Below are 26,960 nucleotides of genomic sequence, written 5' to 3'. Positions count from 1 at the left end.
ACAAGGGCCAAGAACCAGCAGGTTCCCGCCGCATCCGCCAAAGCTTCGGACAGGCCCGCTCACACCTGCTGTACTTGTACGGGTAGGTACCAGCAAGCCAGCTCAGGGCGTTTCAAAATTCCGACGCGGTGGCGGGCGCCTCTGGGCGGTCCCTCAGCGAGGTTGGAGCGCCATCTTGGGCCTTCGCCTCCTCCACACCCACGCTTTCCTCCCACTTGGGCTCGGTTCCTGCGCGGAAGCACTCCAGCACCGCGCCGGGGGCGGTCGGCGCGGCACGCTGGCCCGTGTGACGGTCGATGGCCACAAAGCGAATGCCGCTCGGGATGGGAAAGTCGAGCACTGGTTGATCCGCGAGTGCCTCCCGCATGAAGGAAAGCCAGATGGGCGCGGCCACACGTCCGCCGGTTTCCCCCTTTCCGAGCGAGCGCTTGCTGTCGAAGCCAACCCAAAACCCAGCAAGCAATTGCGGGGTGTACCCGATGAACCACGCATCGTTCATATCGTTGGTCGTTCCGGTTTTGCCGGCGGCAGGTCGGCCCAGTGCCTTGGCACGCTGGCCGGTGCCTCGCTCGATCACGTCTTGCAGTACATCCGTAACCAAGTATGCCGTCTCCGGTGACAGCACAGCGCGGCGCTGCGGCTCGTTTTGCTCGATTGGCTGGCCGTGCTGGTCGCTCAAGCGCACAATAAACCGTGGCTCGACCAGCACCCCTTGATTGGCAAACACGGAATAGGCCGTGACCAGCTCGAGCGGGGTCACCTCCGCAGCTCCCAGGGCGATCGATAGGTTTGGAGGCAGCGGGCTGCGAATGCCCAGGCTACGCACAAAGGGGATTAAGCGCCGCAGCCCGATTTGTTGTGCAAGTTTCACCGTGGGCACGTTGCGCGAAAAGGTCAGCGCATCGCGCAGCGTGGTCGGTCCAAAAAACCGATGTTCGTAATTTTGCGGGGCCCACACTCCGTTGTTGTCGGGAAACGCTACCGGGGCATCGACAATCACGCTCGCTGGCGTGTAACGATCGTCGAAAGCCGCAGCGTACACAAACGGTTTGAACGCTGAGCCCGGCTGGCGCCGCGCTTGGGTGGCACGATTAAACTGACTCGTTTGGAAGTTCGTGCCGCCCACAAGCGCGAGCACATCGCCCGTGCTCGGATCCAAAACCACGGCGGCCCCTTGCACGAGGGAATCGCTGTCCACAACAAAATCATAGGCAGGGTCACGGCCATTGTCTCCCGGCATGGTGCGCAAACGCACCCGCACGACATCGCCCGCACGAAGCCGAGAGCGGACGGACGTATCCAGCACACCGGAAAACGGGCCCACGCGCACGCGCACGGCATCGCGGGTGGACACCACCAAGGCTTCATACGAGCGCTCCGGCTCTAGAGCTTTTCCGGCCAGCATGCGAGTTTGCTCGGCAAGAAACTGCTCTTGTTCCTTAGCATTCAAAGACCGCAACGCCGGCGAATACCGCTGCCGCTCTTCCAGAGCCGCGATTCCATCGCGCAGCGCTTGTTCGGCGAGGCTTTGCAAGCGCAAATCGAGGGCGGTGAACACCTGCAGCCCCATTTGATACGCACTTTGGCCACCGTAGCGCTGCTCGAGCAGGCGGCGCACATGCTCCACATAGTACGGGGCGTGCAAAACATTGCCGCGCCGCGGCCGCAGCGCAATCGGCTCCTGCGCTGCCAATACAGCCTCTGCCGGGGTGATAAATCCCACCGCCGCCATCCGTTCCAACACGTACCGTTGCCGCGCCTTGGCACGCACCCAGTGGCGCAACGGGGAGTAACGGCTGGGAGCTTGGGGTAAGCCCGCCAACAAAGCCGCTTCAGCCACGCTCAACTGATCCACCGACTTGCCGAAGTAGACCTCGGCAGCAGCCGCCACTCCGTAGGCCCCCGAACCCAGGTAGATGTGGTTTAGATATAGATAGAGGATGTCATCCTTGCTCAGCGTGTTCTCCAAACGGATAGCTAGGAGGATCTCTTTGAGCTTACGCTCGTAACTCTTCCGCGGCGTCAGCAGGATTTGTTTAACGACCTGTTGCGTAATCGTGCTTCCCCCTTGCACGCCTCCGCCACCGCTCAGGTTGTGAATCAGGGCCCGCACCATTCCCGCAGGATCTATGCCCTTGTGTTGATAGAACTGGTCGTCCTCCGCGGCGATAAAGGCATTTCGCACAATCGCGGGAATCCGTTCGAGAGGAACGACGTAGCGCCGCTCATCGTAAAACTCGCCCACGAGCGTACCGTCGCGCGCGAAGATTTGCGTGGCCGTGGGGGCGCGGTAGTTCACCACCTGGTCGAGCGGCGGTAAGGCTTCGGTCAACTCGCGATAAATCAGCACACCGGCAAGCGTAGTGCCGACCACAAGAATGAGCCCGAGCGAGAAGAAAAAAAGTTGCAAAGTACGCCACCAGCCGCGTGCCTGCCGGTCTTCGCGTGCCTGTCTCATTGCCGTCCGTACAAAGCAAGCCGAAGAACGCCCCGGCCACAAGTAGGCAGCGCGTAGGCCAGCGTTAGTCCCGTGCAGTTTCTCCCAACGGGGTTGCCGCACGCTATCGCTTCCCTAAAAGCCAATTTGATTTCACCGAGGAGAGCGGCACATGCTTCCCACAGCGATTGTCATCGATCAGAGCTACGCACGCCACCAAGCGGGCAGGCACCATCCAGAGCGGCCCGAGCGCATCACCGCATTGGTGGCTTGGGCCGAGGAAGTCCAAGATACCGTAGAAACCCTGCCTGCCCGCTACGCCACGATCGAAGAAATTTGCCGGGCGCATGATTCCACTTACGTCCAACGCGTCGCAGCCACTGCTCAGCAACCCCTCGTCCACTTCGACCCCGACACTGCCGCCTGCGCGGAGACGTACGACACGGCGCGCCTGGCTGCGGGGGGCTTGCTCACGCTGCTCGAGGCCATTGTGCAAGGCGGGGTGGAAAACGGCTTTGCCCTGGTGCGTCCGCCCGGGCACCACGCTGAGTTCGATCGGGCGATGGGCTTTTGCTTTTTCAACAACGTCGTCATCGGCGCCGAGCACTTGCGGCAGCGCTTCGGTGTGGAGCGCGTGCTCATCGTCGACTGGGACGTACACCACGGCAACGGTACGCAGCACTTTTACGAACGCGATCCGAACGTGCTTTACTTCTCCCTCCACCAATGGCCGCTCTATCCGGGAACCGGAAATGTGACCGAGGTCGGCCACGGCCCAGGGGAGGGCTTTACCGTCAACCTGCCCTTACCTGCGCACACGGGTGACGCTGAGATCTACCACCTCGCGCAGCGCATTCTCCGCCCAATCGCGCTTGCGTTCCGGCCCGACTTCGTTCTCGTCTCCGCTGGCTTCGACGGCCACCGCCGCGACCCGCTCGCCGATCTTGCGCTTACGGATGTCGGCTATCGGTACTTGGCCCGCACGTTGATCGATGTCGCATACGCGAGTGCCGGCGGGCGCATCGCCCTCGTTCTCGAGGGTGGCTACGATCTCACCGCGCTCGTGCAATGCACGCACGCGGTCACCCGCGAGCTCGCCGGCGACCGGCCCGAACTCCCCGAGCCACCACTAACCGACCCTGCCCAAGCCCTACTCCGCCGCTTCCAATCAGCTTTCGAACGCTATTGGCCGGTGTGAGGCATGGCAGGCGAGCGGCGAGCAGCGAGTGGTGGGAAACAGCGAATGGCGAATGGGGACCACGTCGATCGGTGATGGTGTTGTCACCGGTGTCCTGCGCGCGTGGTCGTCTTGGCACGCGGCACCTGCACGATCGTAGGGGCGACGCATGCGTCGCCCGTGCAACTCACAACCTGCGCAAGATGAGGCGTGGTGACCGGGAAGCCTGTTCGGCCGGGGGGTCATTTGACACCTCCGGGGCGTTCTTTTACCGTCGATCGTCAGGCGTGCGGCGATGTTTGGGATCGGAACTCCGGAGTTGCTCGTCATACTACTCGTTGCCCTCATCGTGCTCGGGCCGCAACGACTCCCGGAAATCGCGCGGGCATTGGGCAAAGGGTTAGCGGAACTCCGCAAGGCCACGAGCGGACTTACCAACGAGATCGAGCGGGCGCGCTGGATGTTGGAGGAAGAAATCCGCACCGCGGAGCGCGCCAAACTTACAGACCAAAGGGCGTCTCGGCCAGGGCCAACGGTTGAACGCGGGAGCGGCACCGTCACGCGCGATGCTCCATCTGCGGATCAGGGAAGAGTCACCGACACATCCCCAGCTTCTGGCATTCCGCACACCACCACCTGAGCGTCGTTCCTATGCCAGGGTCGCTCGACGATGTGAAAATGCCGCTTACAGCGCATTTGGAAGAGCTGCGCTGGCGGCTCATAAAGTCATTGGCTGGGATCGGTGCGGCATTTCTCCTCTGTTACCAATTTGCCGAGGTATTGTTTGCATTTCTCACTGAGCCCTTGCACAGCGCGCGCTTACTGGTTGGCGACAACCCCGGCCACACGGTGAACTTGATTGGCACCGGTGTGGTCGAAGCGTTTTTTACCAAGCTTAAAGTGGCGTTGATTGCGGGCATTTTTCTGTCGAGTCCCATCACGTTCTATCAACTTTGGCGCTTTGTGGCCCCCGGCCTCTACCCACACGAGAAGCGTTACGCACTGCCATTTGTGTTGTTCGCCAGCTTTTTCTTCGTCGCCGGGGCGGCGTTTTGTTACGCGCTTGTGTTACCGGTGGGCTACCGCTTCTTCCTCGAGCAGTACGGCACCATCGGGGTACGGCCGGAGCTGCGGATCAGCGAGTACTTATCGTTCACCGCACGGATGCTGTTGGCCTTTGGGGTGACCTTCGAACTTCCCGTGATCACCTTCTTCCTTGCCCGCGTCGGGGTGGTCACGCATCGCACCATGCTCAGCTACTGGCGGTATGCGGTGGTCCTGATCTTTATCGCCGCTGCGGTGCTCACTCCTGGCCCCGACGTTGCGTCGCAGCTTCTCATGGCGACACCCTTGCTCGTCCTCTACGGGGCCAGCATTGGCGTCGCGTTTGTTTTCGCTCGCCCCCGCCCCGAGGGGAGCACGGCAGAGGGCACTAGCGCGGGTTCTTAAAGCTCCGGCAAGAGCCAGTCGCCGCTCAGGTCTGCCGGAGGCGGCACCTGCCGTGCCCCGGTTCGCACGCAGGCCTCAGCCACGATGGCGTGCACGTGAGGCAGAAAATCCCGCAACCCGAGCACAACGATGATCGCCCGCTCCCGATCGAGGGTGCGCACGATGGCAAGCTCTTCGTAGGACTCGAAGAGGAACTTCCAGTACGCGATCTGCGGGGGTCGAACCTCGATAAAAATTGGGACCACCGCCCCTCGATCCTGCCCACCCGTTTCGCTGCCGGCTTTTACCGTGCAATCCTCCATTGGTCGAACAGCCACCAGGTTAGCAACTTGCCATACTCCGTGACCACGCGGCGCAGGAATGCGCGCTCGCGCCACCAAGTGTGGGGGTCGAACGGGTCGTAGCGCGAGGGCACGACGAGAATTTCCGGATGCCCCGCGGCAAGCGTGCGGAAAATCACCCGCGCCCGCCGGGCATGAGCTCGCGAGGTCACTAACAGCACTCGCTGCATCCCCTGCTTCTGCAGCAGCGCCACGAGCTCGCGAGCCTCGGCCAAGGTGCTCGTTGCCCGCCGCTCGATCACCTCGATGTTTTCTACCGGCACTCCCAGTGCCAAAGCAATGTCGCGGTTTTGCTCATGGCGCTCGGGCAAAGCGACTCCCCGCCGTCTCAGCTCGTCCAACCCGGGCAAACGCCCTTCTCGGGTCAGGAGCAGCCGCGGGGCGAGTCCGGCGTGGTACAAATCCACTGCTTCGAGGATGCGATCCGGAACAGAGCCAGACAACACCACGATGGCGTCGCTTTTCGTCGGAACATCCTGCACCACCAAGAACCCGCCGATCGCTACAAGAATTGGCTGGCGTTGCCAAAATAGCAACGCGGCCAGGACGGCCACCCCAGCGAGCGCGGTTGCGCACCCGATCGTTCTTCTACGTCGCACTGCCTTCCCCCCGCCTTATTTGGCGGCACGGAGCTGATCCATCCAGCGAAACTGGCTCGTAGAGGAGATTTGTTCGCAACCGTCTTGACCTCGCAGTGACGTTTATTGCAAAGAGATGGCGCATGTGGGATAGCGAGGACCCGCAGAGCCGAAAACCAGCATCACGGCAACCAAGTCTGGGAGGCACAGGAATGGATTTTCTTCAGGGAAGGAGAGTGGTTATGCGCAAACGGAGAGTATGGTTTGGGTGGGAGCATGGTCGGGCGCTGGTGACGGCAGCAGCGTTGGTGGCGCTGCTCGGCGCATCACCGGCGACGGCGCAACGTCGCTGTTTGGGCGATTGTAACGGCGATCAACAAGTCACTGTGGATGAAATCATTACCATGGTGAACATAGCCCTCGGAGCCCAGCAGGTGTCGGCTTGCCCAGTTGCCGATCCGAACGGCGACAACCAAGTTACCATCGACGAGATCATCCAAGCGGTAAACAGTCTCCTCACGAGCCAGTGCGTGGAGCTGCCTGGCGGCGAAGCCGTCTGCGGTAATGGCCAGCGCGAGGGCGACGAAGAGTGCGACGACGGTGGCATTTGCGTCGGCACAGCGAAGTCGGGCACGGCTTGTACCAAGGATTCTGACTGTTTTACGGGTAACGATGAGTACAAAGGCGTTTGCGACGGTGGCGAGAAGCCTTACACCTTCTGCAATTCGAACGACGACTGCCCGGGTGGTGGTACCTGTGTGGCTTGCCGGACTTTTGGTGGCGATGGCTGCGCAGCCAACTGCACCACGGAGCAAACCGTCACGTACTCCCTGGTGCCGGGTGTTGTGAATGCGGATCAAACCCTCCAGCCTGGAACGAGCGGTGCGGTGGTTCACGGTGACCCACTGGTCCTGGGGTTGTCCTTGAAGGGCTCGCAGGAGCTCAAGATCGGCAAAGAGCGCAACGGGCGAATTACCGCCGTCATTCCCGCGGCTAGCGTGCAATTCGAACAGATTCCGATCTCCACCTTGGCTTGCGCATGTGTGCGCGGAGCGGAGTACAAGACCTGCGGCGGGGCGATTTTCGACCAAAACGGAGCGTTCGTCGAGTCGTGCACCACGGGCTTTGCTTCCCAACCAGCACAATGTCCCGAAACACGGCCCTGCACAGCCGTGTTCGGCCCGGGCAATTCCGCTGCCGGTGTGGTGGGTTGCCAAAGTTTGAGCGGTGTGAACGTGGCTGTCACCCAGGATAGCTGTGAAGGCGACCCAGGTGGTCCGGTGCAACTAAGCTTGTCTGGCCAAGGCGGGCCGGGAAGTGCCTTGATCGTAAATGCTATTGGTATCGGTACCTCCCTCGGCGCGTGTCAGCCTTCGTTCTGCACGGATGCCGACCCGCCGTCATCGCGTGGCACACCCAACCCCTTGGTGTTCACCACTGGACAGGCGTGCGCCACGGTGCTGTGCAAGAACGATGACCCGTCGTACCCGGCTGCACCCAAGTGCGTGCAGGGAGCACCGGCGAGTTGTGCCAACCTGAGCGCCGGCAATATTAACGGATTCACCCTCGGCGGTGCCTTCACAGCGCTTGGCCAGCAAACGCTGGGAGACATCGAGGTCACCAACATCCTCGTGGCGCAGTAACCGAGCACTAAGCTCGCATGCGCACGGCGGTGGCCGCCACAATCGGCCACCGCCGTTTTTTTTTGGCGTGCCCGCGATCGTGGCTGGGTAGGTTGTACCACGGATGAACATCCGATAATCCCGCGGACTCAAGGAGAACTTTGCTGCCATGGACTTACGCTTTCGCCCGGAGTACGAAACGTTTCGCCAAGAAGTGCGCGAGTTTTTGGCAACACACTGGACAGACGAGGACCGCGCCAGCGCGCCACCGGTGAACCCACGGGGAATGAGCTTGGGAACCGCGATCCGCACTGACGAGCGGGCGACTCGCTTCCGCCTGGCGGCCATCGCACGCGGATACTTGTACCGCCACGTGCCACGCCGGTACGGAGGCAGCGAACAACCGTTCGACCCATTGAAGTCGGCCATCATCCAAGAGGAATTCCGCAAGGCCGAGGCTCCCGGCGAGCTAATTGGGCAAGGACCCAGCATGCTCGTGCCGACCTTGCTCGAACACGGCACCGAAGAGCAAAAGCAACGCTTCATCCGCGACACGCTGCTCGGCAAGATCCAGTGGTGCCAGGGCTACAGCGAACCGGGCGCCGGGAGCGATCTGGCCTCTTTGCGTACGCGTGCGGAGCTCGACGGCGACTTCTTCGTCGTTAACGGTCACAAAATTTGGACTTCCAACGCCGACACCGCAGACTGGATGTTCGCCTTGGTACGCACCGATCCGGACAAACCCAAGCACGAAGGCATCAGTTACTTACTGATCGATATGAAAAGCCCTGGCATCAGCGTGCGCCCGCTTCGCCAAATGACCGGTGAAGCCGATTTCAACGAGGTTTTCTTCGATAACGTACGCGTGCCGGTGGCAAACCTCGTGGGTCAGCGCGGCCAAGGCTGGGTGGTGAGCCGCTCCACCCTGAAGCACGAACGCAACCTCATCGGTAGTGCGCTGCTGAGCGAGCGCGTGTTGGAAGGCGCCCGCTTCTTGGCGCAAGCGCTCGAGCTGCACGGACGGCCGGCCATCCAAGACCCGATTGTCCGCGCTCGGCTGGTGGAGCTGGAAACGAAAGTGCTTGCCAATCGCTATCACGGTTACCGGCTGCTCACCATGCAGGCGCGCGGGGAAGACCCTGGAATCGCCGGCTTGGTGACGAAACTCTACGGGACTACACTCGGCTACGATGTGGCTCGCTTAGCGATGGATCTCCTGTCCGACCGGGGCTTGCTCGCCCCAGGAGAGAGCGAGGCGCCGGCAATGGGCATGTTTATTACCGCTTACATGTGGTCGCTCGGTATCTTGATTGCCGGCGGCACCGCCAACATTCAGCGCAACGTGATTGCCGAGCGAGGGTTGGGCTTGCCGCGCGACCCGGCCGTGCAGCGCAGCCGCGGCGCGGAAGCTAAGGAGGCTTGAGTCGCCATGGACTTCGGTTTGTCATCTGATCAGGTACTCTTTCAGTCGACCCTGCGGCGTTTCCTCGCGGAGCAGTGCCCCACCACGCGCGTGCGCGCCATCATGGAAACCGAAACGGCGCACGATCCCGAGCTGTGGAGTGGGCTGTGCAATCTCGGAGTGGCTGGCCTGATGGTGCCGCCCGAGCACGGAGGCGCGGGACTCGAACTCCTCGACCTGGCGCTGGCCGCGGAAGAACTCGGTTACGCATGCACCCCGGGGCCATTTCTCGCTCATGCGCTCGCCACCATTTGCGTGCTGGAGGGGGCAAGCGCCGCTCAGCAAAAAGCCTGGCTTCCAGCGATGGCAGAAGGCACGAGCCTCGGCAGCGTGGCTTGGGGTGAAGCGGGCAGCCAGTGGGACCCACAACAGTGGCGGACGACCTTCGACGGACACTCGCTCACCGGGCAAAAGTTGTTCGTGCCCTGTGCTAATGTAGCGCAAGCCTTGTTCGTGGGGGCACGGACTCCGGGGGGTGGCGTCGGCTTGTTCCGTGTAGAGCGCGACGCACCCGGGATCACGGTGACGAACCTTACGGTAGTGGACATGACCCGCAAGGTCCAGCACGTGCGTTTCGACCGCACACCCGCAGTCCCGCTCGAGGGTCCTCCCACAGGTTTGCAGCGCGCTATCGATGCTGGCTGTATTCTCATCGCTGCGGACGCCTTTGGGGGTTCGAAGCGCTGCTTGGAGATGGCGGTGAATTACGCGAAAACGCGCGAGCAATTTGGGCAAGTCATCGGCGCGTTCCAAGCGGTGAAACACCAGCTCGCGAACATGGCTTGCGAATTGGAGCCGGCGCTCTCCCTGTGGTGGTATGCCGCACACGCCTACGACCACATCCGCGATCAAGCGGAGCGGCATGCGGCCATGGTCAAGGCCCACCTCAGCGACCTTTACGATCGCATCACCCGCGACGCCACGGAGCTGCACGGCGGCATCGGATTCACGTGGGAATTCGATTTGCACCTCTGGTTCCGCCGGGCAATTTTCGATCGCGGCTTTCTCGGCGACGCGCACTACCACCGCGAGCGAGCTGCGCGGCTTGCGGGCTGGTGACGACACATAAGGAGGCACACTGCCGTGCTGCACTATCTAATTTTGATTCCGTACTACTTCTTCGGTGCCCTTGCTCTGACAACCTTCTTCCTCGTGTTTTGTCGGGTGTTGGGTCTTCGCGTCCCCATTGCTTATCTCGTAGGTGCAGGTGTTGTTGGCACCGTGGTGGGGCTCGTCGTGGCCTTAGCCACGTACCACATCTCCATCGACCACTTTGGTTTCTTGCCCTTAATTGCGCTGCTGGCAGCCTCGTTCGTGTTCGCCGGGATCGACGCCTTGCTCCAACGATGGCGGCCACTCCCTCTCGATCAAGAGCTGGCTGAGCTTTAACAATCGGGCGAGCGCCTGCGCCGTAACCGAAGTCCACGGGCGATCGCCCCTGCGGGTGGCGTCTCGATGGAAAGATTCCGTCGCAGCGTGGCGGCGTTGTGTCACGATGGCAACGAGGGCGACGCGGATCGTACTGCGCGGAGTCACCGGCGGTCTTCGCTGCCTCGGCGACAGGGCGGCCCGATGCGTCCCCCTGTCGCTGTCACATACGGGCGCCCGAGGCCATACAGGGACGTCTAGGGGCAGGCCTTGTGCCTGCCCGTGGGGGGGCGGTATTGGTCGTGGAGCAGGCAGTGGCGGCGTCGTGACGGTCACCGAGAGCAGCCACAAGGGCTGCCCCTACGATGGCTTTGGTGCCGCGTGCCCAGACAGCCACGCGCGCGGCCCCGGTGGCAACACCGTCACCAACCGACGTGTTCCCTCTTCGCTCTTCGCTATTCGCCATTCGCTATTCGCCGCTCCGCTCACCATTCGCTGCTCGCCGCTGGCGCTCGACCTAGGACCACGGGCGACGCATGCGTTGCCCCTACGAGCCACCACTCGCTACTCGCCAGTTCCCAAGTCACCTTGCGCTCTCCTCGCCAGCCGTGACAAAGCGAGGAGAACTGTATGCCGGATCACGGTTTTCTCACCGACTTTTTGTTGATTCTGGCCGTGGCACTGCCGATTGCGGTGGTGTTCACCCGATTGCAACTGCCGTCCCTGGTTGGGTTCCTCCTCGCTGGCGCGGTGATCGGTCCGCACGGATTCGGGTGGATCGACCAAAGCCAAACGGTCTCCGCATTGGCCGACGTGGGGCTGATTTTGCTGCTGTTTGTTGTGGGCTTGGAGCTTTCCCTCGCTCAGCTCTCCCAACTCGGAGGGCGAATTCTCCTGGCTGGCATCGCCCAGCTTTTCCTGACTGGTCTGCTCATCGTCGTTGCGGTCCGCGCCGGTGGTGTCGGCGGCACCGTGCCACTGCTTGCTGCCTTCGTCGCCGTGCACTCGAGCACTGCGATCGTGCTCAAGGTGCTGAGCGATCGTAAGCAAATCGACGCCTTGCACGGGCGGATCTGCTTGGGCATCGCGCTCATCCAAGACCTGTCATTGCTGCCGATCATGCTGGTGCTCCGCGGTCTTGGCTCCGCGCAAGTGTGGACATGGGAAGCCATTGGCCGCGTGACATTGCAGTCGGTGCTCGGACTCGGCCTGGTCGTTTTTGCCGCGCGCTTGCTTCTCCCCGCACTTCTCCGCCGCATCGTGGCGATGCGCAGCCGCGAGGTGTTTACGGGGACGATCGTCGTCGTCGCCCTCGGCACGGCCTGGGTTGCGGGGCAATTTGGCTTGTCACTTGCCGTCGGTGCACTGATTGCCGGGTTGGTGATTAGCGAATCGGAGTATGCGCACGCCGTCGTGGCCGACGTGCTTCCTTTCCGAGACACACTCAACAGCATCTTTTTCATCTCCATTGGCATGCTGGTGCCGATCCCGGCGGTGATCAGTGAATTCCCGTTCTTTATTGGCTCGGCGGTGGCCGTACTGGTCGGCAAGGCTGCCATCGTGTTTGCCATCGTGCGCTTGCTCTACCGCTCGAGCCGCGTTGCCTTCCAGGTGGCCATCGCGTTGGCTTCGATGAGCGAGCTGGCCTTCGTGTTGTTACAAGCGGCGCGCGAGCTCGCACTGATCGACCATTCTCTTTACGAGCGCTTCGCTGCCGTAGCCGTGCTGACGATGCTTCCTACCCCGTTTCTCGTCACCTGGAGCGAACCCATTTGGTCGTGGTTGGCGCATCGCTGGCGCACCCGGGCTCCGGGTCCCTCTCAGCCAGCAGAGAACTCGCTTGCGCCCCATGTGGTCATTGTCGGCTATGGCCTGAACGGCGAAAACCTGGCTCGGGTGCTGCGGGCCACCGGGATTCCCTTCGTCGTCGTGGAACTCGATCCGCGCCGCGCTCGGAGCGCGCGCGCGCAAGCAGCCCCGGTGGTGTACGGTGATGCGACCAAGCCGCAAGTGCTGCGGGCAGCCGGGGTCGAACGGGCACAAGTGGTCGTGATCGCCATCTCCGATGTCCAAGCTACGCGCCGCATCGTGTCGCAGGTGCGACATTTGGCACCGCAAGTGCCCATCATTGTTCGCACCCGGTATGTGGCTGAGATCGAGGAGCTCCGCCGGCTCGGGGCCACCGAGGTCATTCCCGAGGAGTTCGAGACCTCGGTGGAAATTTTCGCGCGCGTGCTGCGGTTGTTGCGGGTGCCGCGCAACATCATTAACGCGCAAATCGACCTCATTCGCCGCGAAGGCTACAGCATGTTGCGGGGGCTCGAACTACCGCGCCAAACGCTCGACCAACTCGATGCCATCCTGGCGGCAACCACAACCGAATCCTTTCTGGTTACGCGCGATTCTCCTTTGTGCGGAAAGAGCTTGCGCGACCTACGTTTACGCAAGGAAACCGGCGCAACGGTGATCGCGATCGTCCGCAACGGCAAGCCGCTGACCAACCCTGAGCCAGACGAACCCATTCACGCTGGTGACATCTTGGTTCTCGTTGGCTCTCACGAACAACTCGACCGTGCCTTGCAGCGGCTCAGCGAACCGGCAGGAACGGGCTGACACGATGCTGAGTATCTTGTTTACCTTGGCGATCGTGGCCGCAGTCGTCGCCATGGCCGCACGTCGCTGGCAAGAACGGCGCGCGCGCCGACGCCGCCCCGGGGCCACCATCGAGCGTGCCGTTGTGGTAAGCCGTTTTGATGAAATCGATCTTACGCTCGACCGTTACCGCTGCTCGCGCTGTGGCGAGCCGGTGCAACGCGTGGGCGAGTTCTCCCGCACCGTCGGCCAACGCCGTTTTCGGGTGGCGCGCGTGCTGTGCCGTGGCTGCGCAAACGAAGAGCGCGTGCACTTCGACGTTACCGCCGCCTTCCACTGAACGTGGATCGATCACCGCGGCCGCAGCCACGTCGCCCACCCCGGCCGCCTGTACGGGCGACCGGCCGGTCCCGCTCGGTGTTGTGTCGCAATCGACCGGTTCCTCCGGGGCGTGGTCGCGTTGTGCCACGGTGGCAGCGGGGGCGACACATGCGCCGCCCCCTAAGCGCCATCCCCACCACTCGCCATTCGCGACTCGCTCTGCCTGTTCCCAAATCGCAGGAACCGGGATAGGCAAGGTTCATGGTACCCGAGGAATCGTCGCAACATCTTGCCCTGCACTCGGGATTGCGCGCGGACGCAGTGGAGTGCCTGCGCGCTTGGTGCAAGCAGTTGCGGCGCCACCGCTTCACGCGCCACACGATTCAACAAGCCGTCGGCGTGCAGTATGCCGACGAGCTCTCGGCTTCCGACCGTGAGGGCTGGCTGGCGCGTCTCGAGGGGCGCAGTGACGCAACCAGCGTGTGGCTGCGCCTGTTCTGGCTCGAAGCATCGGTGCGTGCCGAGATCGTGGCCAGCCACGCTGGTCCCCTACTCGCCCTTGGCCGCAAGAGTGGTCTTTTGCGCCAACGAGGCCGCTTCGTGCAAGCCACTTTGCGCGCCGAGGCAGCTGACGGACTCGTAGTTTGGGCCGACCGCCGCTTTGCCGATCCCGTTCGCAAAGCCCTAGTTCGCCGCGCCGGTGATCCGGTTTACCCGCCGAGTGCCGACTCCTTCCAGCTCGCGCACATCTTGCCGCCTCTCGCCGGTAGTCGCTTTCTCGACCTCTGCACAGGTTCGGGCGTCATTGCCCTGATTGCGGCCAAAGCGAGAGCAAAGGCCGTCGGTGTGGACGTGGACCCACGCGCCGTAACCATGGCCCGGCTCAATGCCGCAGCGAACAACCTGCGCTCAGTGCAATTTGCCGTGGGCGACCTCTACGCGCCCGTTGCATCGCAGCGCTTTCACTGCATCGCCGCAAACCCACCATTTGTGTGCTCTCCCTACGCCACCGCTCCGAAGTACCACAGCGGCGGCCCCCACGGCGATGCGGTTTTGCAGCGTGTCCTTGCGGGCTGGGCCGAGCATCTCCATCGCGGGGGCAGGGCGGTTGCGATTAGCCAGGTCGGGCTCCGCCGCGGCGAGACGTTGAGCGAGCGCGCACGCTCGTGGCTACAAGCCTTCGACGGGCGCTGTTTAGTTGTGGAGTTCGCCCGTGCCGACGCGCTGACGTTCGCGGCTGCGCAAGCGAGCTTTGCGATTGCGGAGGGAATGCCCAGCTATCGCCGCGAGTTGCAGCGCTGGGTGCGGTTTCTTGCGCGCCATGGCGTGCACGAGGTTGCCGCTGTGCTGGTAGCCGCGGAGCGGTCGGGCGTTCATCATCTCGAAGTGGTCAGCGCTGTTCCGGTGGTTGTGCCGGTGCCGCTGAACAAGGCAGCCACCCAAGTGGTGCGCGACTGGTGGAGCCACGGACACACGTGAGCCAAGTGTACGGCTGCGGTTGACTGCCGAGCTGCGGTCGTTAGGTAGTGCATGCCTCGGTTGCGCGCGGCGCCCCAAGCTACGTTGGGGCGGTGCCACCCGAGGAGGATCCGGACGATGCCTGAGGCAAAAAAGTTTCGCGTGTACGTGAGCAAGGACTATCTCAAGTTCAACGCCGCACACTTCATTGCCTACCGCGGCTTCCGTGAGGCTCTGCACGGGCACAACTACCGGGTTTCCGTGGAAATCGAGGGCGACCTCGGCGAGCAAGGCTACGTGTTGGATTTCAGCATCGTTAAGGATGTGGCGCGGCGAGTGTGCGATCGGCTCGACGAGCGCATGCTCCTCCCCGCGGAAAGCGATTGCTTAGCGATCGAAACCAAGGGGGCGCAAATTGTTGTGCGCTTCGACGACGACGAATTTTCCTTCCCAGCGAAGGACGTGCTGCTGCTCCCCATTGTCCACACTTCTGCCGAAGAGCTGGCGCGCTACCTCGCCGGGGAAATTCGTCGCGAATTGGCGCGCGACGGCATTGTCCTGCAGGGCTCGATCGAAGTCGGGGTGGCCGAAACCCCTGGTCAGGTAGCGTACTACCGCGACTCATGAGTGCGAGGAACATTGCGCGTGCGTTGTTTGTTGCTGCTATGGGCGCTGCCTTCCTCCTACCGCTCGCTTGCAATGCGCCACTGCCCGAGCCGGAGTCTCCCGGCGCGCGTGTGTACGCCTCGCGCTGCAACACCTGCCACCGTCTCTATGCGCCGAGCGCTCTCACGTACGAGATGTGGAAGATGAAGGTTGCCCTGATGCAAGGCGAAATGGTGCGCCGCGGGCTCCCACCACTGACGCGGGAAGAACGCGAAGTGCTCCTCGACTACCTGCGGCGCCACAGCCAAGGAGCCGCACTATCCTCTCAAGAGGTGAACGGATGAAAGTGACCACAACCACAGTGGGTGTGGAGAAGCTTGCCGTCGACTTGCTCGTCGTGCCCGCGCTCGCTGATTGGAAAACCGGTGTCGTGGCCGAGCTCGACAAGCACTTGCACGGCGCTTTGGTGCCTGAGGTCCGCCAGCAGGGGTTCAAGGGGCACGATAACGAGACTGCCCTCTTCCAAACCCACGGGCGTTTGCCCTATCGCCACATTCTCCTCGTCGGTTTGGGCACGGGGGACACAACCGCCGCCTGGTACCGGGTGGCGCACACCGCCGCCACACGAGCCCAAGAGCTCCAGGCCACCCAGGTTGGTTTCATTCCCCTGCCCGCCTATTCCGATGCGGCCACGCTGGAGCGGGTGGCGGAAGGATGGCTGCTCAGCCTCTACCGCTTCGAGGAACTCAAGACCGCTAACGGGAGCAGTAAGGCGGCCCCCCCGCGCCTCGTGGTGCGCATCAAGCCGAGTACGGAAATCAAGACTGCGTTGTCGCGAGCGGAACATCTTGCGCAAGCCGCGTGTTACGCGCGGGATTTAGTCAACCGCCCGGCTGCGATTGTGACGCCCGCCTACCTGGCAAGTGAGGCCAAACAGATTGCCCGAGAGCACGACCTCAGCGGTCGAGTGTTCGATGTCGCCGCGCTCCGGCGCGCCCGCATGCAGTGCATTCTCGGCGTGGCGCAAGGAAGCGAGCAACCTCCCCGCTTCATCGAACTGATTTATCGCCCGCCGCGTCCCAAAAAAATCGTGGCCATCGCCGGCAAGGGGATTACCTTCGACAGCGGTGGGCTCAACCTCAAACCGGGCGACAGCATGACTACAATGAAGCGCGACATGGCGGGGGCCGCCGTGGTGCTGGGGGTGATGTCGGCGGTTCGCAGCTTAGGGATCAACGTAGAGGTGCGGGGGTATGTCGCGGCGGCGGAAAATATGCCGAGCGGACGTGCCCTCCGTCCTGGTGATGTCCTCACCGCCCGCAACGGCAAGACGATCGAAGTTCTGAACACCGATGCCGAAGGCCGCCTCGTGCTGGCGGACGCGATGTCCTACGCAGTCGAAGGTAAGCCCGATGTGCTCATCGATTTCGCCACCCTCACCGGTGCCGTGCGCACCGCCCTCGGCACGCGCTACGCCGCCATCATGGGGACAGACCGCCAACTGGTTGCCGACTTGATTGCGGCTGGCCAGGCCTCGGGCGAGAATTTGTGGGAGCTGCCCTTGGTGGAGGATTACCGGGCCGAACTACAAAGCAGCGTGGCCGATTTGAAAAACATTGGCGAGGGGGGAGCAGGAACGATTATCGGTGGCTTGTTCTTGCGCGAATTTGCGGGCGGCCTGCCCTGGGCTCACATCGACTTCTCCAGCACGGCAAGCACCGACAAGCCCTTCCCTTGCCACCCCCGCGGGGCGACCGGCTTCGGTGTGCGCACCATGCTGCGCTACCTCCTCGCGCAAGGTGCATAACGCTCGCCGCGGCGCTCGGCCGATGCCATGGTAACTTCACCGCCATCGCACGTCCGGAACGCGTAAGCCCGGGCAACCCAAATTGGCCCTGCAGGAAAGGGGCGCGTCGTGCCTCATAGCCCACCGAATGCCGGCGTTATTCCGCCAGGCATGCCTGCCGTCGAAGTGCCACCGCCGAGCCTGCACCGAGCTGACCGCCCCGGCCGAGGGCAGCACGCAATCTTGTGGTGTTCTGCACGCTTGGGGTATGGAGTCGAAAACATTGCGTTTGCCCTGGGTGGAGTTGTTATGGCCGGTCGCTACGAAGGCAAAGTCGTCCTCATCACTGGTGCATCGTCCGGCATTGGTGCGGTGGCGGCACGCATGTTCGCCCAACAAGGTGCGAAGGTGGTTGCCGTCGCTCGGCGGGAGGCGCTGCTCGAACAAGTGATCACCGAATGTCGCCAGTATTCCCGGGAATCATTTTATCTGACTGGAGACGTCGGCGAGCGGAGCTTTGCCGAAGGGATCGTGAGCACCGCTGTGGAGCGCCTCGGCCGGCTCGACATTCTGGTGAACAACGCCGCCGTCTCCAAACACAAACATATCTACCACACACGCGCCGAGGAGGCGGAAACGGTGATGCGCATCAACTTCCTTTCCTGCGTGTGGACGACATTTGCCGCCATTCCTGCCATGCTGCGGCAAGGCGGGGGCTACATCGTCAACGTGTCCTCGTTCGCCGCCAAGCTCACGCCGCCCCGCGAAGCGCTGTATGCGGCCTCGAAAGCGGCAATGAGCGCGTTTACCGAAGGGTTGTGGCACGACCTCGCAGGCTCCAACATCCACGCCGTCCTCGTGCACCCAGGGCCCATCGACACGGAAATTTGGCTGAAGGAGGACGAGCCCCCGTCGTACCGAGGAAAAAAGTATCCGCCGGAAATGGTCGTGGAAGCGATCTTCGACTGCATCGACCGCCGGCGCTATGAGATGACCGTTCCCCAACGCAATCCCATGCTCCTGACCGCACGCTTGCTGCGCTTGGCGCTGCCGAGCGTTCTTCGCTGGGGCATGCAGCGCACGGATCCGGTGCCTCAAGAGGTACTGGGGCGCGCGCGGCAGCGGGCTGCGGCAGGCAAGCGCCTGGGGGATATTGACGATGATTCCACCCGCGGTTGAGCCGCATTAGCATTGATCCTAAGTTGACTCGCGCATGGGTTCCATCTTCGGCCATTTGTTTCGCATCAGCACATTCGGTGAGTCGCACGGGGGTGCGGTTGGCGTGGTGGTGGACGGCTGTCCGCCCAAACTGCCCCTTTCTGCGGCGGACATCCAGCACGACCTGGACCGCCGCCGCCCTGGGCAAAGTCGCTTGACCACCGCGCGCCAGGAACTGGACCAAGCGGAGATTCTGTCCGGCGTGTTCGAAGGCCTCACGTTGGGAACTCCGATTGCCGTCTTGGTGCGCAATACCGACGCGCGCCCGTCTGCATACGAAGCCTTCAAAGATCTCTATCGCCCGTCGCACGCCGACTACACGTACGAGGCAAAGTACGGAATCCGCAACTGGCAGGGCGGTGGCAGGGCTTCAGCTCGCGAAACCGTGGGGCGCGTGGCCGCCGGTGCCATTGCCCGCAAGCTGTTGCGCGAACTGGCCGGAGTGGAGGTGCTCGCCTGGGTCCGCAGTGTACACAGCATCGATGCTGACGTGGATCTGGCAACGGTCACGCTCGAACAGGTGGAGTCCAACCCGGTCCGTTGCCCCGACCCGGCAGCGGCGGAGCAAATGGCTGCCCGTATCGAGGCGGCGCGCCGTGACGGTAACTCACTAGGTGGCGTCATCGAATGCGTGTGTCGCAACGTCCCCGCTGGGCTCGGCGAGCCCGTGTTCGACCGTTTGGAGGCCGACCTCGCCAAAGCCATGTTATCGCTCCCCGCTTCCAAGGGATTCGAAATCGGCAGCGGCTTCGCTGGCACCCGCCTCACGGGCTTCGAGCACAACGACCCGTTCGTCACTGATTCCAGTGGCCGGATTCGCACTGCGAGCAATCGCTCGGGCGGCGTGCAAGGTGGCATCAGCAACGGCGAGGATGTCTACTTTCGCGTGGCATTCAAACCCACAGCCACCATTGCCAAGGCGCAAGACACCGTAGACCGACAAGGGCAGCCAGCCAAAATCGAAGGGAAGGGACGCCACGATCCCTGCGTCCTCCCGCGTGCCGTGCCCATGGTAGAAGCCATGGCCTGCCTCGTTCTGGCCGACCACTACCTACGGCAGCGCGCGTTGGTGGGGCGAGTCAGCTAACCGGTTTCTTCCTCAAGCGCGATGTATGCCAAGGCGAGGCACTCGAAGCCGTGACCGCGCGAGGCACGGCGGATCGCGGAACCGACCGAGAGTGCATCGGTAAGTGCGCGCGTGGCCAGTCGCGAATACTGATTCCCCCACGAATAAGGCGGCCGCGGCGCGAACGCCACACCTGCCATCCTGCCAAATTCCATCACGCTGCCGGGGGCATCTGCGCCCGCGCCCCAAACGCGCTCCGTTGTCTCGCCAACAACTTGGCAGCACGCGGACGCGTTTGTCCTCGGATAGCGACGACCTGCCGCTCGGCCCTGTCGTGACCGAGCGCCGCAGGGTGCGCTAGAGCTCCACCGTCAACACGGGCGGGCAGCGCCCGCTGCTCGGGTGGGAACGACGCCGCGCCACGCGCGGCCGGTCGCCCGTGCGTAACGCTTCAGCCCTTCGGCCACACGTTCGCAAGCAATGGCTACAATTGCAGCGTCATCCAAGCGGCCGAGCCGCGGCAGAAAATCGGGGAGCAAGTCCCACTCGTTGGCAAAGTAGAACACCGCTGCCGCGGCGTGCGCAATGGTGGCATAAGGCACTTGCGGGATGCGACCCGCATGGTGGTCGCGCAAACAGTCGAGGAGCAAAGTGAGCTGCCGCTGGAGCAAAGTAAACTCGGAGTCCAGCGCCTCAATGCGGCGGCGGAGCTCCCCCTCGCGCTCCAGCAGCGTCGCCACGTCAGCCGGCGCGACGGTGCAGGCCAAGTCCGACACAATCCGCTCGAGATCGTCCCGTTCGAATACCGCCGAGCTCTTCTGGGCTCTCTTCCCCGACTTCGTTTTCGGGGCGCGCTTGGTCGCTCGATTCATTGCTCTTCCCCTTCCGTGACAACCTCCGGGTCGATCAACACTCCGGGGTTCAAAATCCCGTGCGGGTCCAACGCCCTCTTCGCGGCGGTCAGTGCCGTGGCGAACAGCGGCGGCCGTTCGCGGTCGTACCACGGCCGATGGTCGCGCCCAACCGCATGGTGGTGTGTAATTGTGCCGCCGTGTTGTAAGATTGCTTCCGATGCGGCAGCCTTGATGGCATCCCAAAGCGCCAACAGGTCGCGCCCTCGCCCCGGCGCGACTACCGTGTAGTACGGCGCCGGGCCGTCAGGATACACATGAGTGAATCGGCAGCTCACTTGCCCGCCGCCACAGAGTTCGTGCAAGGCGCGCTCCACCGTTTGCAGCACAGACACGTACAAACTCGGGAACCGATCCCACGTGGTGGCGGTCTCGAACGTCTCGCTCACCATCCCCATGCCGACCAAGGCATCGCGGAGGTACGGTCCACGCAAAAACGCCTGCCGCCACGCACCTGCGGCTCCTTCGCGGCCTACCGCTGAATCCTCGCGGGTACGCCACGCAGCTTCGTCGTAAATGCCGCCATAGTCGCGACAGCACTCCAGGGCCCGCTGCATCCACGGGTCCAGCGGATGATCCGCCGATTCGAACGCCAGCACCAAGATTGCTGCCGAGCCATCACCAGCGCCGGCGGTGAGAGCCTCAATCGGGTCCAACAGGCGGAGGTTCGACGGGTACAACCCAGCCTGAGCAATCGCGCGCACGGCTTCCGCCCCGCGGAGAAAATCCGAGAACCGCACCGACACCGCCGCGCGAAAGCGTGGCCGTTCTTGCACCCGCATCCACGCTGAAGTGATGATGCCCAGGGTACCTTCCGAGCCAATCCACAAGCGATCGGGGCTCGGACCCGCCCCTGACCCCGGAAGCCGCCGCGTTTCCACCCAGCCCTTCGGCGTGAGGATGCGCAGCGCCTCGACGAACTCATCGATATGGGTGAACAGCGTGGCGTAGTGCCCGCCGGAGCGGGTGGCAATCCAGCCACCCAGGGTGGAAAATTCGAACGACTGGGGAAAGTGCCGCAGGGTAAGCCCGTGGGGTTTGAGTTGCTCCTCCAGCGCTGGCCCGTACACCCCGGCTTGAATGTGCGCAGCACGCGACCGCGGATCGACTTCCAGCACGCGGTCGAAGTGGCGCAAGTCAATGGACACCGCCCCCCGGCAGTGACTTTCCCGTGGTGGCTCCACGCCGCCGACAACGCTCGAGCCTCCCCCGTAAGGAATCGCTGCGAGCGCCTGTTCGTCGCACCAAGCGAGCACCGCCTCGAGCTCGCACTCGCTGCGTGGCAGGGCAACGACATCGACCGGGTTGTCGTACTGCCGGCGCCAAGCACGCACGAGATCGCGAAACGACTTGCCGTAGCTGTGGGCAAGCCGCTCGTGTGGATCGGTTGTGCACACCGCCTCGAGGCTACTGGGAATCCGCACCCGCGGCACCCGCAGGGCGATGTCTTCCACTCGCGGCGGCGAGCCGATACGGACCTCCCCGAGCTCAAAGCGGGCCGCTAACAAACTGGCGAGCCGCTCCTGCTCGGCTGCGTCGAGCCCGTCGTCTTCCCAGCCCCAGCCCCAAAATTTTCGTCGCCTGCTGCTCATCTCCTGCTTCCCATACTGCGGAATTGGGCAAAGGTTCAACAGACGACGAACGAACCCACCGGTTGCTTCAACGCTGCAACCGTGGTCTCTCAAGCAGTAGCGAGGGCAACATGCGCTACGACTTCACCCCGGAACAACTCGCTTGGCGGGAGGAGATTCGCGCCTTTCTCCGCGAACATCTCACGGCGGAGTTGTTGGCCGAGTTGCGCGAATCCGGGAACGAGTGCCAAGGGCCGCTCGCGCGCCAGTTTATCTTGGCGCTGCGCGACCGCGGCTGGTGGGGCTTGGCGTGGCCGCCCGAGTACGGGGGCCTTGGCCGCTCGGCGATCGAGCAGTGGATTTTTGTCGACGAGATGGAGAGCGCAGGTGCACCCATGTTGCCCCTCACGGTGACCTCGGTTGCGCCCACGATTATGCGGGTGGGCACGGAGGAGCAAAAGAAGTACTGGCTGCCGAAAATTCAAAACGCCGAGGTGGAATTCGCACTCGGTTACTCGGAACCGGAAGCAGGCACCGACCTGGCCGCGCTGCGTACCCGCGCGGTGCTGGAGGGCGACCACTGGATCGTGAACGGCCAAAAAATGTGGAACACGATGGCGCACATGGCCACGCACAACTGGCTTGCTGTGCGCACGGAGCCCGACGTTCCCAAGCACAAAGGCATCTCCATTTTGATCGTGCCCATGGACGCTCCTGGAGTCACCGTGCAACCAATTTACGTTTGGCCCGGTTTGCGCACCAACGCGTTGTTCCTCGACAACGTCCGCGTGCCGCGGGACTATCTAATCGGCGAGCGCGGCATGGGATTTTACTACGCTGCGATGGCGCTCAACTTCGAACGGCTCAGCATCGGCTCGGTGGGGATGGTGCGCCGCTATTTCCGCGAATTGGTTGCCTTTGTGCGCGCACACCAGGTTGGCGGCGAGCGGCTGGCCGAGGTCCCGTGGGTGCGGGAGCGCATTGCTCGTTTGGCTGTGGACATTGAAGCCGCGCGCATGCTGGGCTTGGAAACTGCGTGGGCGCTCGAACAAGGGCGAGTGCCGGCGGCCGAGTCGTCGATGGCCAAGGTGTTCGTCAGCGAACTTGCCCAGCGGCTTGCCGACACGGGAATTGAAATTCTAAGTCTCGCCGGGCAACTGCATCCCGATGAGCCCAGCACGCCGCTCCACGGGCGCCTCCAGTGGCTCTACCGTACCGCTCCGTTGCTAGCATTTGGTGGGGGAACGAACGAAGTGCAGCGCAACATTATTGCGATGCTGGGCTACGGGCTGCCGCGCAAGTGAACCGAGAGGGTGACTGCATGGACTTCAACCCAACGCCCGAACAACAAGCGATCGCAGAAACGGTACGCCGCTGGTCGCGGGAGCAAGCCACACCGGAACAATTGCGGGACTGGGACGCGCTGCCGAGCGGCATCGACCAAAACACGTGGCAGCGCTGTGCCCACCTCGGCTGGTTTGGTATGGCAGTGCCGGCGCGATGGGGCGGCTCGGGGCTCTCCTTGTTGGAGATCGCCATGTGGTTCCAGGAAGCCGCCCGCGGGCTGGTGCCTTTGCCCGTGGTGCAAGCCGTACGGGGTGCCCATGCCCTCGCCACCCTCGCGCCGGAAGCGCCGGAACTCGCCCGCGTGGCCACCGGTGAGGCTGTGGTCGCACTCGCCCATGTGGAGGTCGACTGCACGGATCCGGACCATTGGGCAACAACCCTATCGCAACACGACCGCGGTTGGACGCTATCAGGCACGAAAACCCACGTGAGCAATGCGGGGCTCGCAACCCATCACCTCGTCGGCGCAGCGAGCGCGCAAGGTATGGCGTGGTGCTTGGTAGAGCGTTCCGCCGCCTCGGTCGAACCACTGCGTACGTTCGATGGGGATCGCCAAGCTCGCGTCCTTTACGAGCAAGCACCCGTGCTCCGGGTAGTGGCCTCCGGCGCCGAGGCGCGCAAGAGTTGGCGCCGGTTGGAACTCGAACAGCGTGCCTTTGCGCTGGTGGAAATGGTCGGAATCATGGACGCTGTCCTCGAACGCACCGTGGCGTATGTGAAAGAGCGCGAGCAATTTGGGCAAAAGATCGGCGTGTTTCAGGCTGTGCAGCACCAGATTGCCGATATGGCCACAGCCTACACCGCGAGCCGCCACCTGGCCTGGCAGGTGGTGGCACGGCTGCACTCCGGCACGTACGAGGGCTGGGAACTCGATACAGCCGCCGCATTCGTACCCCAAGCCTGTAAGCGGCTGACCCTGACCGCACACCACCTCCATGGCGGCGCCGGTTACGTGATCGAGCATCCCTTGCATTACTATTCCGAACGAGCCGTCACGCTTTGCGTCCGCTACGCCCCCGAGCGTGCTGCGCTGGAGGCGGTGGCGCAGCACTGGCTCGATGCTTGAGTGCGGCGAGTGTGAGCCCGGCGGGGCGCAGGCGGCCTGCCCGAGCGGACCACAGTGCTCGCGGGGCTGCTCGTGTCTTCGCTTACCTCGCCGAACGCCGGCCGGCTCTCCTGCACACTCGCACGTCCGCACACGATTCGGCCCCTGAGGCAGCATTACCTTGTCTCATCGTGCAGTCCTGCGCCTCTCGCGCGGCAACGCCACTCAGCTCTCGAACCAGCCGCGACAACAGGATAGACGTGCGACCATGCCAGACGGTGCCCGGGAGGCAACGCACTTGGTCGTGGAGCTTTGCGAAGCCGGCGACGAACGCCTTCCAACGTTTCGATTCTGCCGCGGCCGCGTCGGGGTGTCGCCCAGCGTGCTCGTACCCCCGACGCGAAACGGCCCGTGGCATTTCCTCGGCTCCCCGCTGGCCTTGTGCACCGTGCACGTAGGCGGCGGGGTCGGGCTGTACCTCACCTCGCGCACACTCATTCGCCTCACCGACCCAGCCCAAACCCCCGACTGCACGCTCCGGCACAGTGGCCGTGCCTGGCGTCCACAGGCGCCAGAGCGCGTGGAGTTCCGCTGCGGGGAAGCGTTTTGGGAGTACGTCGATGCACACGCTGAACAGCCGCCGTTACAGGTGCGGCGCACCATCGCCCGACTCGACGCCCGCACGTTCATCGTCGACCTCACCTTCGATGGAATCCCAGCCGGGGCCCTGTTCGAAGAAACTTGGCACATCGCACCCGAAGCAATCGTGCCTGTGCCGCTCATGGGTTGGAAGGGGCTGCCACGCGGCTCGGAAGCCATCACCGTCGCGCTCCTGCGCCATGGCGTCGTGCTGGCGGCACGCACCGTGCGCACGCTCGGCACGTGGCTCCGCGCCGTCGTGAGCCGTTCGCTGCACTACGACACAACCGCAAGCGATTGCGAGGTGCTCCTCACGCCACGGGCCGCGTTGCGCTCGCGTGGACGGTGCAGGCGCGACCGCAACCGGCCAGCCATGATCGATACGACCCTGCCCAAGCTCTCCTTCGCGCTTGCGGCGCGCAGCGAAAACCTGCAGGCAAGTTGGCATCACACTGGGGGCACAAACACGCGCGTGCGCTTGAGAGCACGTATCGTCCCCAACTCTTACGGCAGCACTCAGGCTCACGTCCGCTACATTGTTCGCATCGGCAGCGACCACAACGAGCCAACAACAGGCCAACAAAGCGGGCCACCGTTGCGGCAAACAGATCTGCCTTCGCCGTTGTTGCCCGGCGAGACGTCCCTACGGCTGGAACTGCTTTGGCATCTCGCATGTTTACGCCAACTGGCGGTGTACGATGACTATTTGGAACGCACCTTTGTGACCCAAGGCTCTGCTTACCTGTTTCTGCACGGTGTCCACGGCGCACCGCGCGACTACGCCGTTGCCGCGGTTGCGCTCCTGCCGTTCGACCCCGATCTCGCGCGTTCCACGATCGAAAGCATGATGTTGCTCACGCAGCCGGACGGCGCGATGTACTACCTGCACGCCGGGAGAGGCTGGTGCAGCGGAGCACTGGTGCACGAAAGCCCATCGGACTTGCCCATTTTTCTCATGTGGGCGGTGAGCGAATACGTGGAGCACAGTGGGGACGAGAGGTTTCTGGATCAGCGGCTACCGTTTTATCCCAAGCATGCCGGATGGGCTTCGACCGTGCAGGACCGCCTCGAGCTTGCCTACCGTTGGCTCAAACAGCGGCTCGGCACGGGCGCACACGGACTGCTCCGCGTGGGCTCGGGCGACTGGATGGATCCTCTCGCCCTCATGGTGCGCCGGTCTAAAAGATTTCACGCAGTCGGAGAATCCGGGCTGAACACTGCGTTTGCCGTGCACGCCTTAAGACGAGCGGCGCACCTCTTGAAACGACGGAGACCATGTACAGCGCACGCCATGGTTACGTTTGCCGATGAGCTCGCGCACGCCATGCATGCGCAGTGGACCGGCCAGTGGTTCCTCCGGGGGTGGGACGGCTCCGACCACCCCATAGGGCACGACCACCTGTTTGCCGATGTGCAGGCCTTTTGCCTGATCGCCGGGATCGGCACCGAGGAAGAACGCAAGGGCCTTGCGGAGGAGGTTTACCAGCGCTGCATTTTGCCCTCCCCCATTGGCGCTTGCATTCTCGATCGGCCGCACTGGAGCCGCCTGGGGTTGTTACCTCCAGGCTGGGACTGCAACGGCGGCGTGTGGGCGGCCATCAATGCCTTCCTGTGCTGGGGGCTGGCACAATGCCGGCCCGACCTCGCCCGTGACCTGTTCGAGCGGATGCGCTTCTCAGCGCGCGCTGCCGCATACCCGAACATTTGGTACGGGTTGTGGAGCGGTCCGGATTGTTTCAACGCCCATTACGCGCGCCGCCCTGGCGAAACCTTTCACCTGCCAGCAACACCGATGGACGAATTTCCGGTGATGAACTCCAACTTCCATGCTGCTCCATTGCTGGCTTGGCGCAAGCTTCGCGACTGCGCCGCGTAGCCCAGCGACTCCAGCGAAAGCGTTGCCCCGTCGGTTCGGAGACACGAGTCCACTTCACCCGAGAACCTCCTGACGTTGGGCGCGTGGCAG

23 protein-coding genes are annotated in these 26,960 nt (G+C 63.3%); 18 read left to right on the top strand and 5 right to left on the bottom strand.

What is annotated here, in order from left to right; genetic code table 11:
• Positions 1-112: 112 nt before the first annotated feature.
• A complete protein-coding gene (locus N3C12_09965) occupies positions 113-2,458 on the bottom strand; it encodes a PBP1A family penicillin-binding protein (GenBank protein ID MCX8072763.1) in 2,346 nt (781 codons plus the stop codon).
• 151 nt (positions 2,459-2,609) lie between these two features.
• On the opposite strand from N3C12_09965, the gene N3C12_09960 reads away from it, so the two are divergent.
• From N3C12_09960 to tatC, 3 genes are all read left to right on the top strand, one after another.
• Entirely contained in the window at positions 2,610-3,635 is a 1,026-nt protein-coding gene (locus tag N3C12_09960; protein MCX8072762.1) for a histone deacetylase, read from the top strand.
• A 274-nt stretch (positions 3,636-3,909) separates the two neighbouring features.
• The gene (gene tatB / locus N3C12_09955) at positions 3,910-4,254 is read left to right on the top strand and encodes a Sec-independent protein translocase protein TatB (GenBank protein ID MCX8072761.1); all 345 of its coding nucleotides are present in this window, start codon (positions 3,910-3,912) and stop codon (positions 4,252-4,254) included.
• 38 nt (positions 4,255-4,292) lie between these two features.
• Positions 4,293-5,063 (top strand): twin-arginine translocase subunit TatC, encoded by a 771-nt coding sequence (tatC, locus tag N3C12_09950; protein ID MCX8072760.1) that lies wholly within the window; start codon positions 4,293-4,295, stop codon positions 5,061-5,063.
• Here tatC and N3C12_09945 read toward each other — a convergent pair.
• On the bottom strand, positions 5,060-5,380 hold the full coding sequence (locus N3C12_09945) for a DUF4911 domain-containing protein (protein ID MCX8072759.1): 321 nt from the start codon (positions 5,378-5,380) through the stop codon (positions 5,060-5,062). The two genes, tatC and N3C12_09945, sit on opposite strands and share 4 nt — an antisense overlap.
• Positions 5,347-6,003, bottom strand: a complete 657-nt coding sequence (locus N3C12_09940) for a YdcF family protein (GenBank protein ID MCX8072758.1) — start codon at positions 6,001-6,003, stop codon at positions 5,347-5,349. Before N3C12_09940 ends, N3C12_09945 begins: the two co-directional genes overlap by 34 nt.
• Positions 6,004-6,224: 221 nt before the next feature.
• Here N3C12_09940 and N3C12_09935 point away from each other — a divergent pair, with 221 nt between their 5' ends.
• The 12 genes from N3C12_09935 (at position 6,225) to aroC (ending at position 19,502) form a co-directional block, all read left to right on the top strand.
• Positions 6,225-7,625 carry a hypothetical protein gene (locus N3C12_09935; protein ID MCX8072757.1) on the top strand — a complete coding sequence of 467 codons (1,401 nt, stop codon included), beginning with the start codon at positions 6,225-6,227 and terminating at the stop codon, positions 7,623-7,625.
• 148 nt (positions 7,626-7,773) lie between these two features.
• On the top strand, positions 7,774-9,027 hold the full coding sequence (locus tag N3C12_09930; protein MCX8072756.1) for an acyl-CoA dehydrogenase family protein: 1,254 nt from the start codon (positions 7,774-7,776) through the stop codon (positions 9,025-9,027).
• A gap of 6 nt (positions 9,028-9,033) precedes the next feature.
• On the top strand, positions 9,034-10,125 hold the full coding sequence (locus N3C12_09925) for an acyl-CoA dehydrogenase family protein (protein ID MCX8072755.1): 1,092 nt from the start codon (positions 9,034-9,036) through the stop codon (positions 10,123-10,125).
• A 24-nt stretch (positions 10,126-10,149) separates the two neighbouring features.
• Complete coding sequence (locus N3C12_09920; protein ID MCX8072754.1) at positions 10,150-10,455, top strand: hypothetical protein; 306 nt, start codon at positions 10,150-10,152, stop codon at positions 10,453-10,455.
• Between the two features lie 609 nt (positions 10,456-11,064).
• Positions 11,065-13,047, top strand: a complete 1,983-nt coding sequence (locus N3C12_09915; GenBank protein MCX8072753.1) for a cation:proton antiporter — start codon at positions 11,065-11,067, stop codon at positions 13,045-13,047.
• 4 nt (positions 13,048-13,051) lie between these two features.
• Positions 13,052-13,366, top strand: coding sequence for a hypothetical protein (locus N3C12_09910; protein ID MCX8072752.1), 315 nt, complete (start codon positions 13,052-13,054; stop codon positions 13,364-13,366).
• A gap of 242 nt (positions 13,367-13,608) precedes the next feature.
• Entirely contained in the window at positions 13,609-14,826 is a 1,218-nt protein-coding gene (locus N3C12_09905) for a methyltransferase (protein ID MCX8072751.1), read from the top strand.
• 117 nt (positions 14,827-14,943) lie between these two features.
• A complete protein-coding gene (locus N3C12_09900) occupies positions 14,944-15,432 on the top strand; it encodes a 6-carboxytetrahydropterin synthase (protein MCX8072750.1) in 489 nt (162 codons plus the stop codon).
• Complete coding sequence (locus N3C12_09895; GenBank protein ID MCX8072749.1) at positions 15,429-15,755, top strand: hypothetical protein; 327 nt, start codon at positions 15,429-15,431, stop codon at positions 15,753-15,755. Before N3C12_09900 ends, N3C12_09895 begins: the two co-directional genes overlap by 4 nt.
• The gene (locus tag N3C12_09890; GenBank protein ID MCX8072748.1) at positions 15,752-17,218 is read left to right on the top strand and encodes a leucyl aminopeptidase; all 1,467 of its coding nucleotides are present in this window, start codon (positions 15,752-15,754) and stop codon (positions 17,216-17,218) included. The genes N3C12_09895 and N3C12_09890 overlap by 4 nt, the downstream gene beginning before the upstream one ends.
• A 288-nt stretch (positions 17,219-17,506) precedes the next feature.
• Positions 17,507-18,376 (top strand): SDR family NAD(P)-dependent oxidoreductase, encoded by an 870-nt coding sequence (locus tag N3C12_09885; protein ID MCX8072747.1) that lies wholly within the window; start codon positions 17,507-17,509, stop codon positions 18,374-18,376.
• A 34-nt stretch (positions 18,377-18,410) separates the two neighbouring features.
• Entirely contained in the window at positions 18,411-19,502 is a 1,092-nt protein-coding gene (gene aroC / locus N3C12_09880) for a chorismate synthase (GenBank protein ID MCX8072746.1), read from the top strand.
• Positions 19,503-19,852: 350 nt separating this feature from the next.
• Here the strand turns inward: aroC and N3C12_09875 are convergent, their stop codons facing one another.
• Together N3C12_09875 and N3C12_09870 are read right to left on the bottom strand one after the other, a co-directional pair.
• Positions 19,853-20,353 (bottom strand): YkvA family protein, encoded by a 501-nt coding sequence (locus N3C12_09875; protein ID MCX8072745.1) that lies wholly within the window; start codon positions 20,351-20,353, stop codon positions 19,853-19,855.
• The gene (locus N3C12_09870; GenBank protein MCX8072744.1) at positions 20,350-21,984 is read right to left on the bottom strand and encodes an FAD-binding oxidoreductase; all 1,635 of its coding nucleotides are present in this window, start codon (positions 21,982-21,984) and stop codon (positions 20,350-20,352) included. Before N3C12_09870 ends, N3C12_09875 begins: the two co-directional genes overlap by 4 nt.
• A gap of 110 nt (positions 21,985-22,094) precedes the next feature.
• Between N3C12_09870 and N3C12_09865 the strand changes: the two genes are divergently transcribed.
• The 3 genes from N3C12_09865 (at position 22,095) to N3C12_09855 (ending at position 26,870) form a co-directional block, all read left to right on the top strand.
• Positions 22,095-23,267 (top strand): acyl-CoA dehydrogenase family protein, encoded by a 1,173-nt coding sequence (locus N3C12_09865; protein MCX8072743.1) that lies wholly within the window; start codon positions 22,095-22,097, stop codon positions 23,265-23,267.
• A gap of 17 nt (positions 23,268-23,284) precedes the next feature.
• Positions 23,285-24,376 (top strand): acyl-CoA/acyl-ACP dehydrogenase, encoded by a 1,092-nt coding sequence (locus N3C12_09860; protein ID MCX8072742.1) that lies wholly within the window; start codon positions 23,285-23,287, stop codon positions 24,374-24,376.
• A gap of 247 nt (positions 24,377-24,623) precedes the next feature.
• The gene (locus N3C12_09855) at positions 24,624-26,870 is read left to right on the top strand and encodes a hypothetical protein (protein MCX8072741.1); all 2,247 of its coding nucleotides are present in this window, start codon (positions 24,624-24,626) and stop codon (positions 26,868-26,870) included.
• Positions 26,871-26,960: the final 90 nt, after the last annotated feature.

It is taken from the genome of Candidatus Binatia bacterium (assembly GCA_026415395.1).
Lineage (GTDB): Bacteria > Desulfobacterota > Binatia > HRBIN30 > HRBIN30 > HRBIN30.
Note: the sequence above shows the minus strand (reverse complement) of the source record. Positions and strands in the feature narration are given on the sequence as shown.

What these genes read in the sequence shown, in the direction of transcription:
- N3C12_09860 (MCX8072742.1), top strand. Translation starts at nt 23,285, where the DNA reads ATGGACTTCAACCCAACGCCCGAACAACAAGCGATCGCAGAAACGGTA.
- tatC (MCX8072760.1), top strand. Translation starts at nt 4,293, where the DNA reads ATGCCGCTTACAGCGCATTTGGAAGAGCTGCGCTGGCGGCTCATAAAG.
- N3C12_09855 (MCX8072741.1), top strand. Translation starts at nt 24,624, where the DNA reads ATGCCAGACGGTGCCCGGGAGGCAACGCACTTGGTCGTGGAGCTTTGC.
- N3C12_09960 (MCX8072762.1), top strand. Translation starts at nt 2,610, where the DNA reads ATGCTTCCCACAGCGATTGTCATCGATCAGAGCTACGCACGCCACCAA.
- N3C12_09935 (MCX8072757.1), top strand. Translation starts at nt 6,225, where the DNA reads ATGCGCAAACGGAGAGTATGGTTTGGGTGGGAGCATGGTCGGGCGCTG.
- N3C12_09890 (MCX8072748.1), top strand. Translation starts at nt 15,752, where the DNA reads ATGAAAGTGACCACAACCACAGTGGGTGTGGAGAAGCTTGCCGTCGAC.
- N3C12_09875 (MCX8072745.1), bottom strand. Translation starts at nt 20,353, where the DNA reads ATGAATCGAGCGACCAAGCGCGCCCCGAAAACGAAGTCGGGGAAGAGA.
- N3C12_09865 (MCX8072743.1), top strand. Translation starts at nt 22,095, where the DNA reads ATGCGCTACGACTTCACCCCGGAACAACTCGCTTGGCGGGAGGAGATT.
- N3C12_09900 (MCX8072750.1), top strand. Translation starts at nt 14,944, where the DNA reads ATGCCTGAGGCAAAAAAGTTTCGCGTGTACGTGAGCAAGGACTATCTC.
- N3C12_09870 (MCX8072744.1), bottom strand. Translation starts at nt 21,984, where the DNA reads ATGAGCAGCAGGCGACGAAAATTTTGGGGCTGGGGCTGGGAAGACGAC.
- N3C12_09885 (MCX8072747.1), top strand. Translation starts at nt 17,507, where the DNA reads ATGGCCGGTCGCTACGAAGGCAAAGTCGTCCTCATCACTGGTGCATCG.
- N3C12_09910 (MCX8072752.1), top strand. Translation starts at nt 13,052, where the DNA reads ATGCTGAGTATCTTGTTTACCTTGGCGATCGTGGCCGCAGTCGTCGCC.
- tatB (MCX8072761.1), top strand. Translation starts at nt 3,910, where the DNA reads ATGTTTGGGATCGGAACTCCGGAGTTGCTCGTCATACTACTCGTTGCC.
- N3C12_09925 (MCX8072755.1), top strand. Translation starts at nt 9,034, where the DNA reads ATGGACTTCGGTTTGTCATCTGATCAGGTACTCTTTCAGTCGACCCTG.
- N3C12_09930 (MCX8072756.1), top strand. Translation starts at nt 7,774, where the DNA reads ATGGACTTACGCTTTCGCCCGGAGTACGAAACGTTTCGCCAAGAAGTG.
- N3C12_09895 (MCX8072749.1), top strand. Translation starts at nt 15,429, where the DNA reads ATGAGTGCGAGGAACATTGCGCGTGCGTTGTTTGTTGCTGCTATGGGC.
- aroC (MCX8072746.1), top strand. Translation starts at nt 18,411, where the DNA reads ATGGGTTCCATCTTCGGCCATTTGTTTCGCATCAGCACATTCGGTGAG.
- N3C12_09965 (MCX8072763.1), bottom strand. Translation starts at nt 2,458, where the DNA reads ATGAGACAGGCACGCGAAGACCGGCAGGCACGCGGCTGGTGGCGTACT.
- N3C12_09905 (MCX8072751.1), top strand. Translation starts at nt 13,609, where the DNA reads ATGGTACCCGAGGAATCGTCGCAACATCTTGCCCTGCACTCGGGATTG.
- N3C12_09915 (MCX8072753.1), top strand. Translation starts at nt 11,065, where the DNA reads ATGCCGGATCACGGTTTTCTCACCGACTTTTTGTTGATTCTGGCCGTG.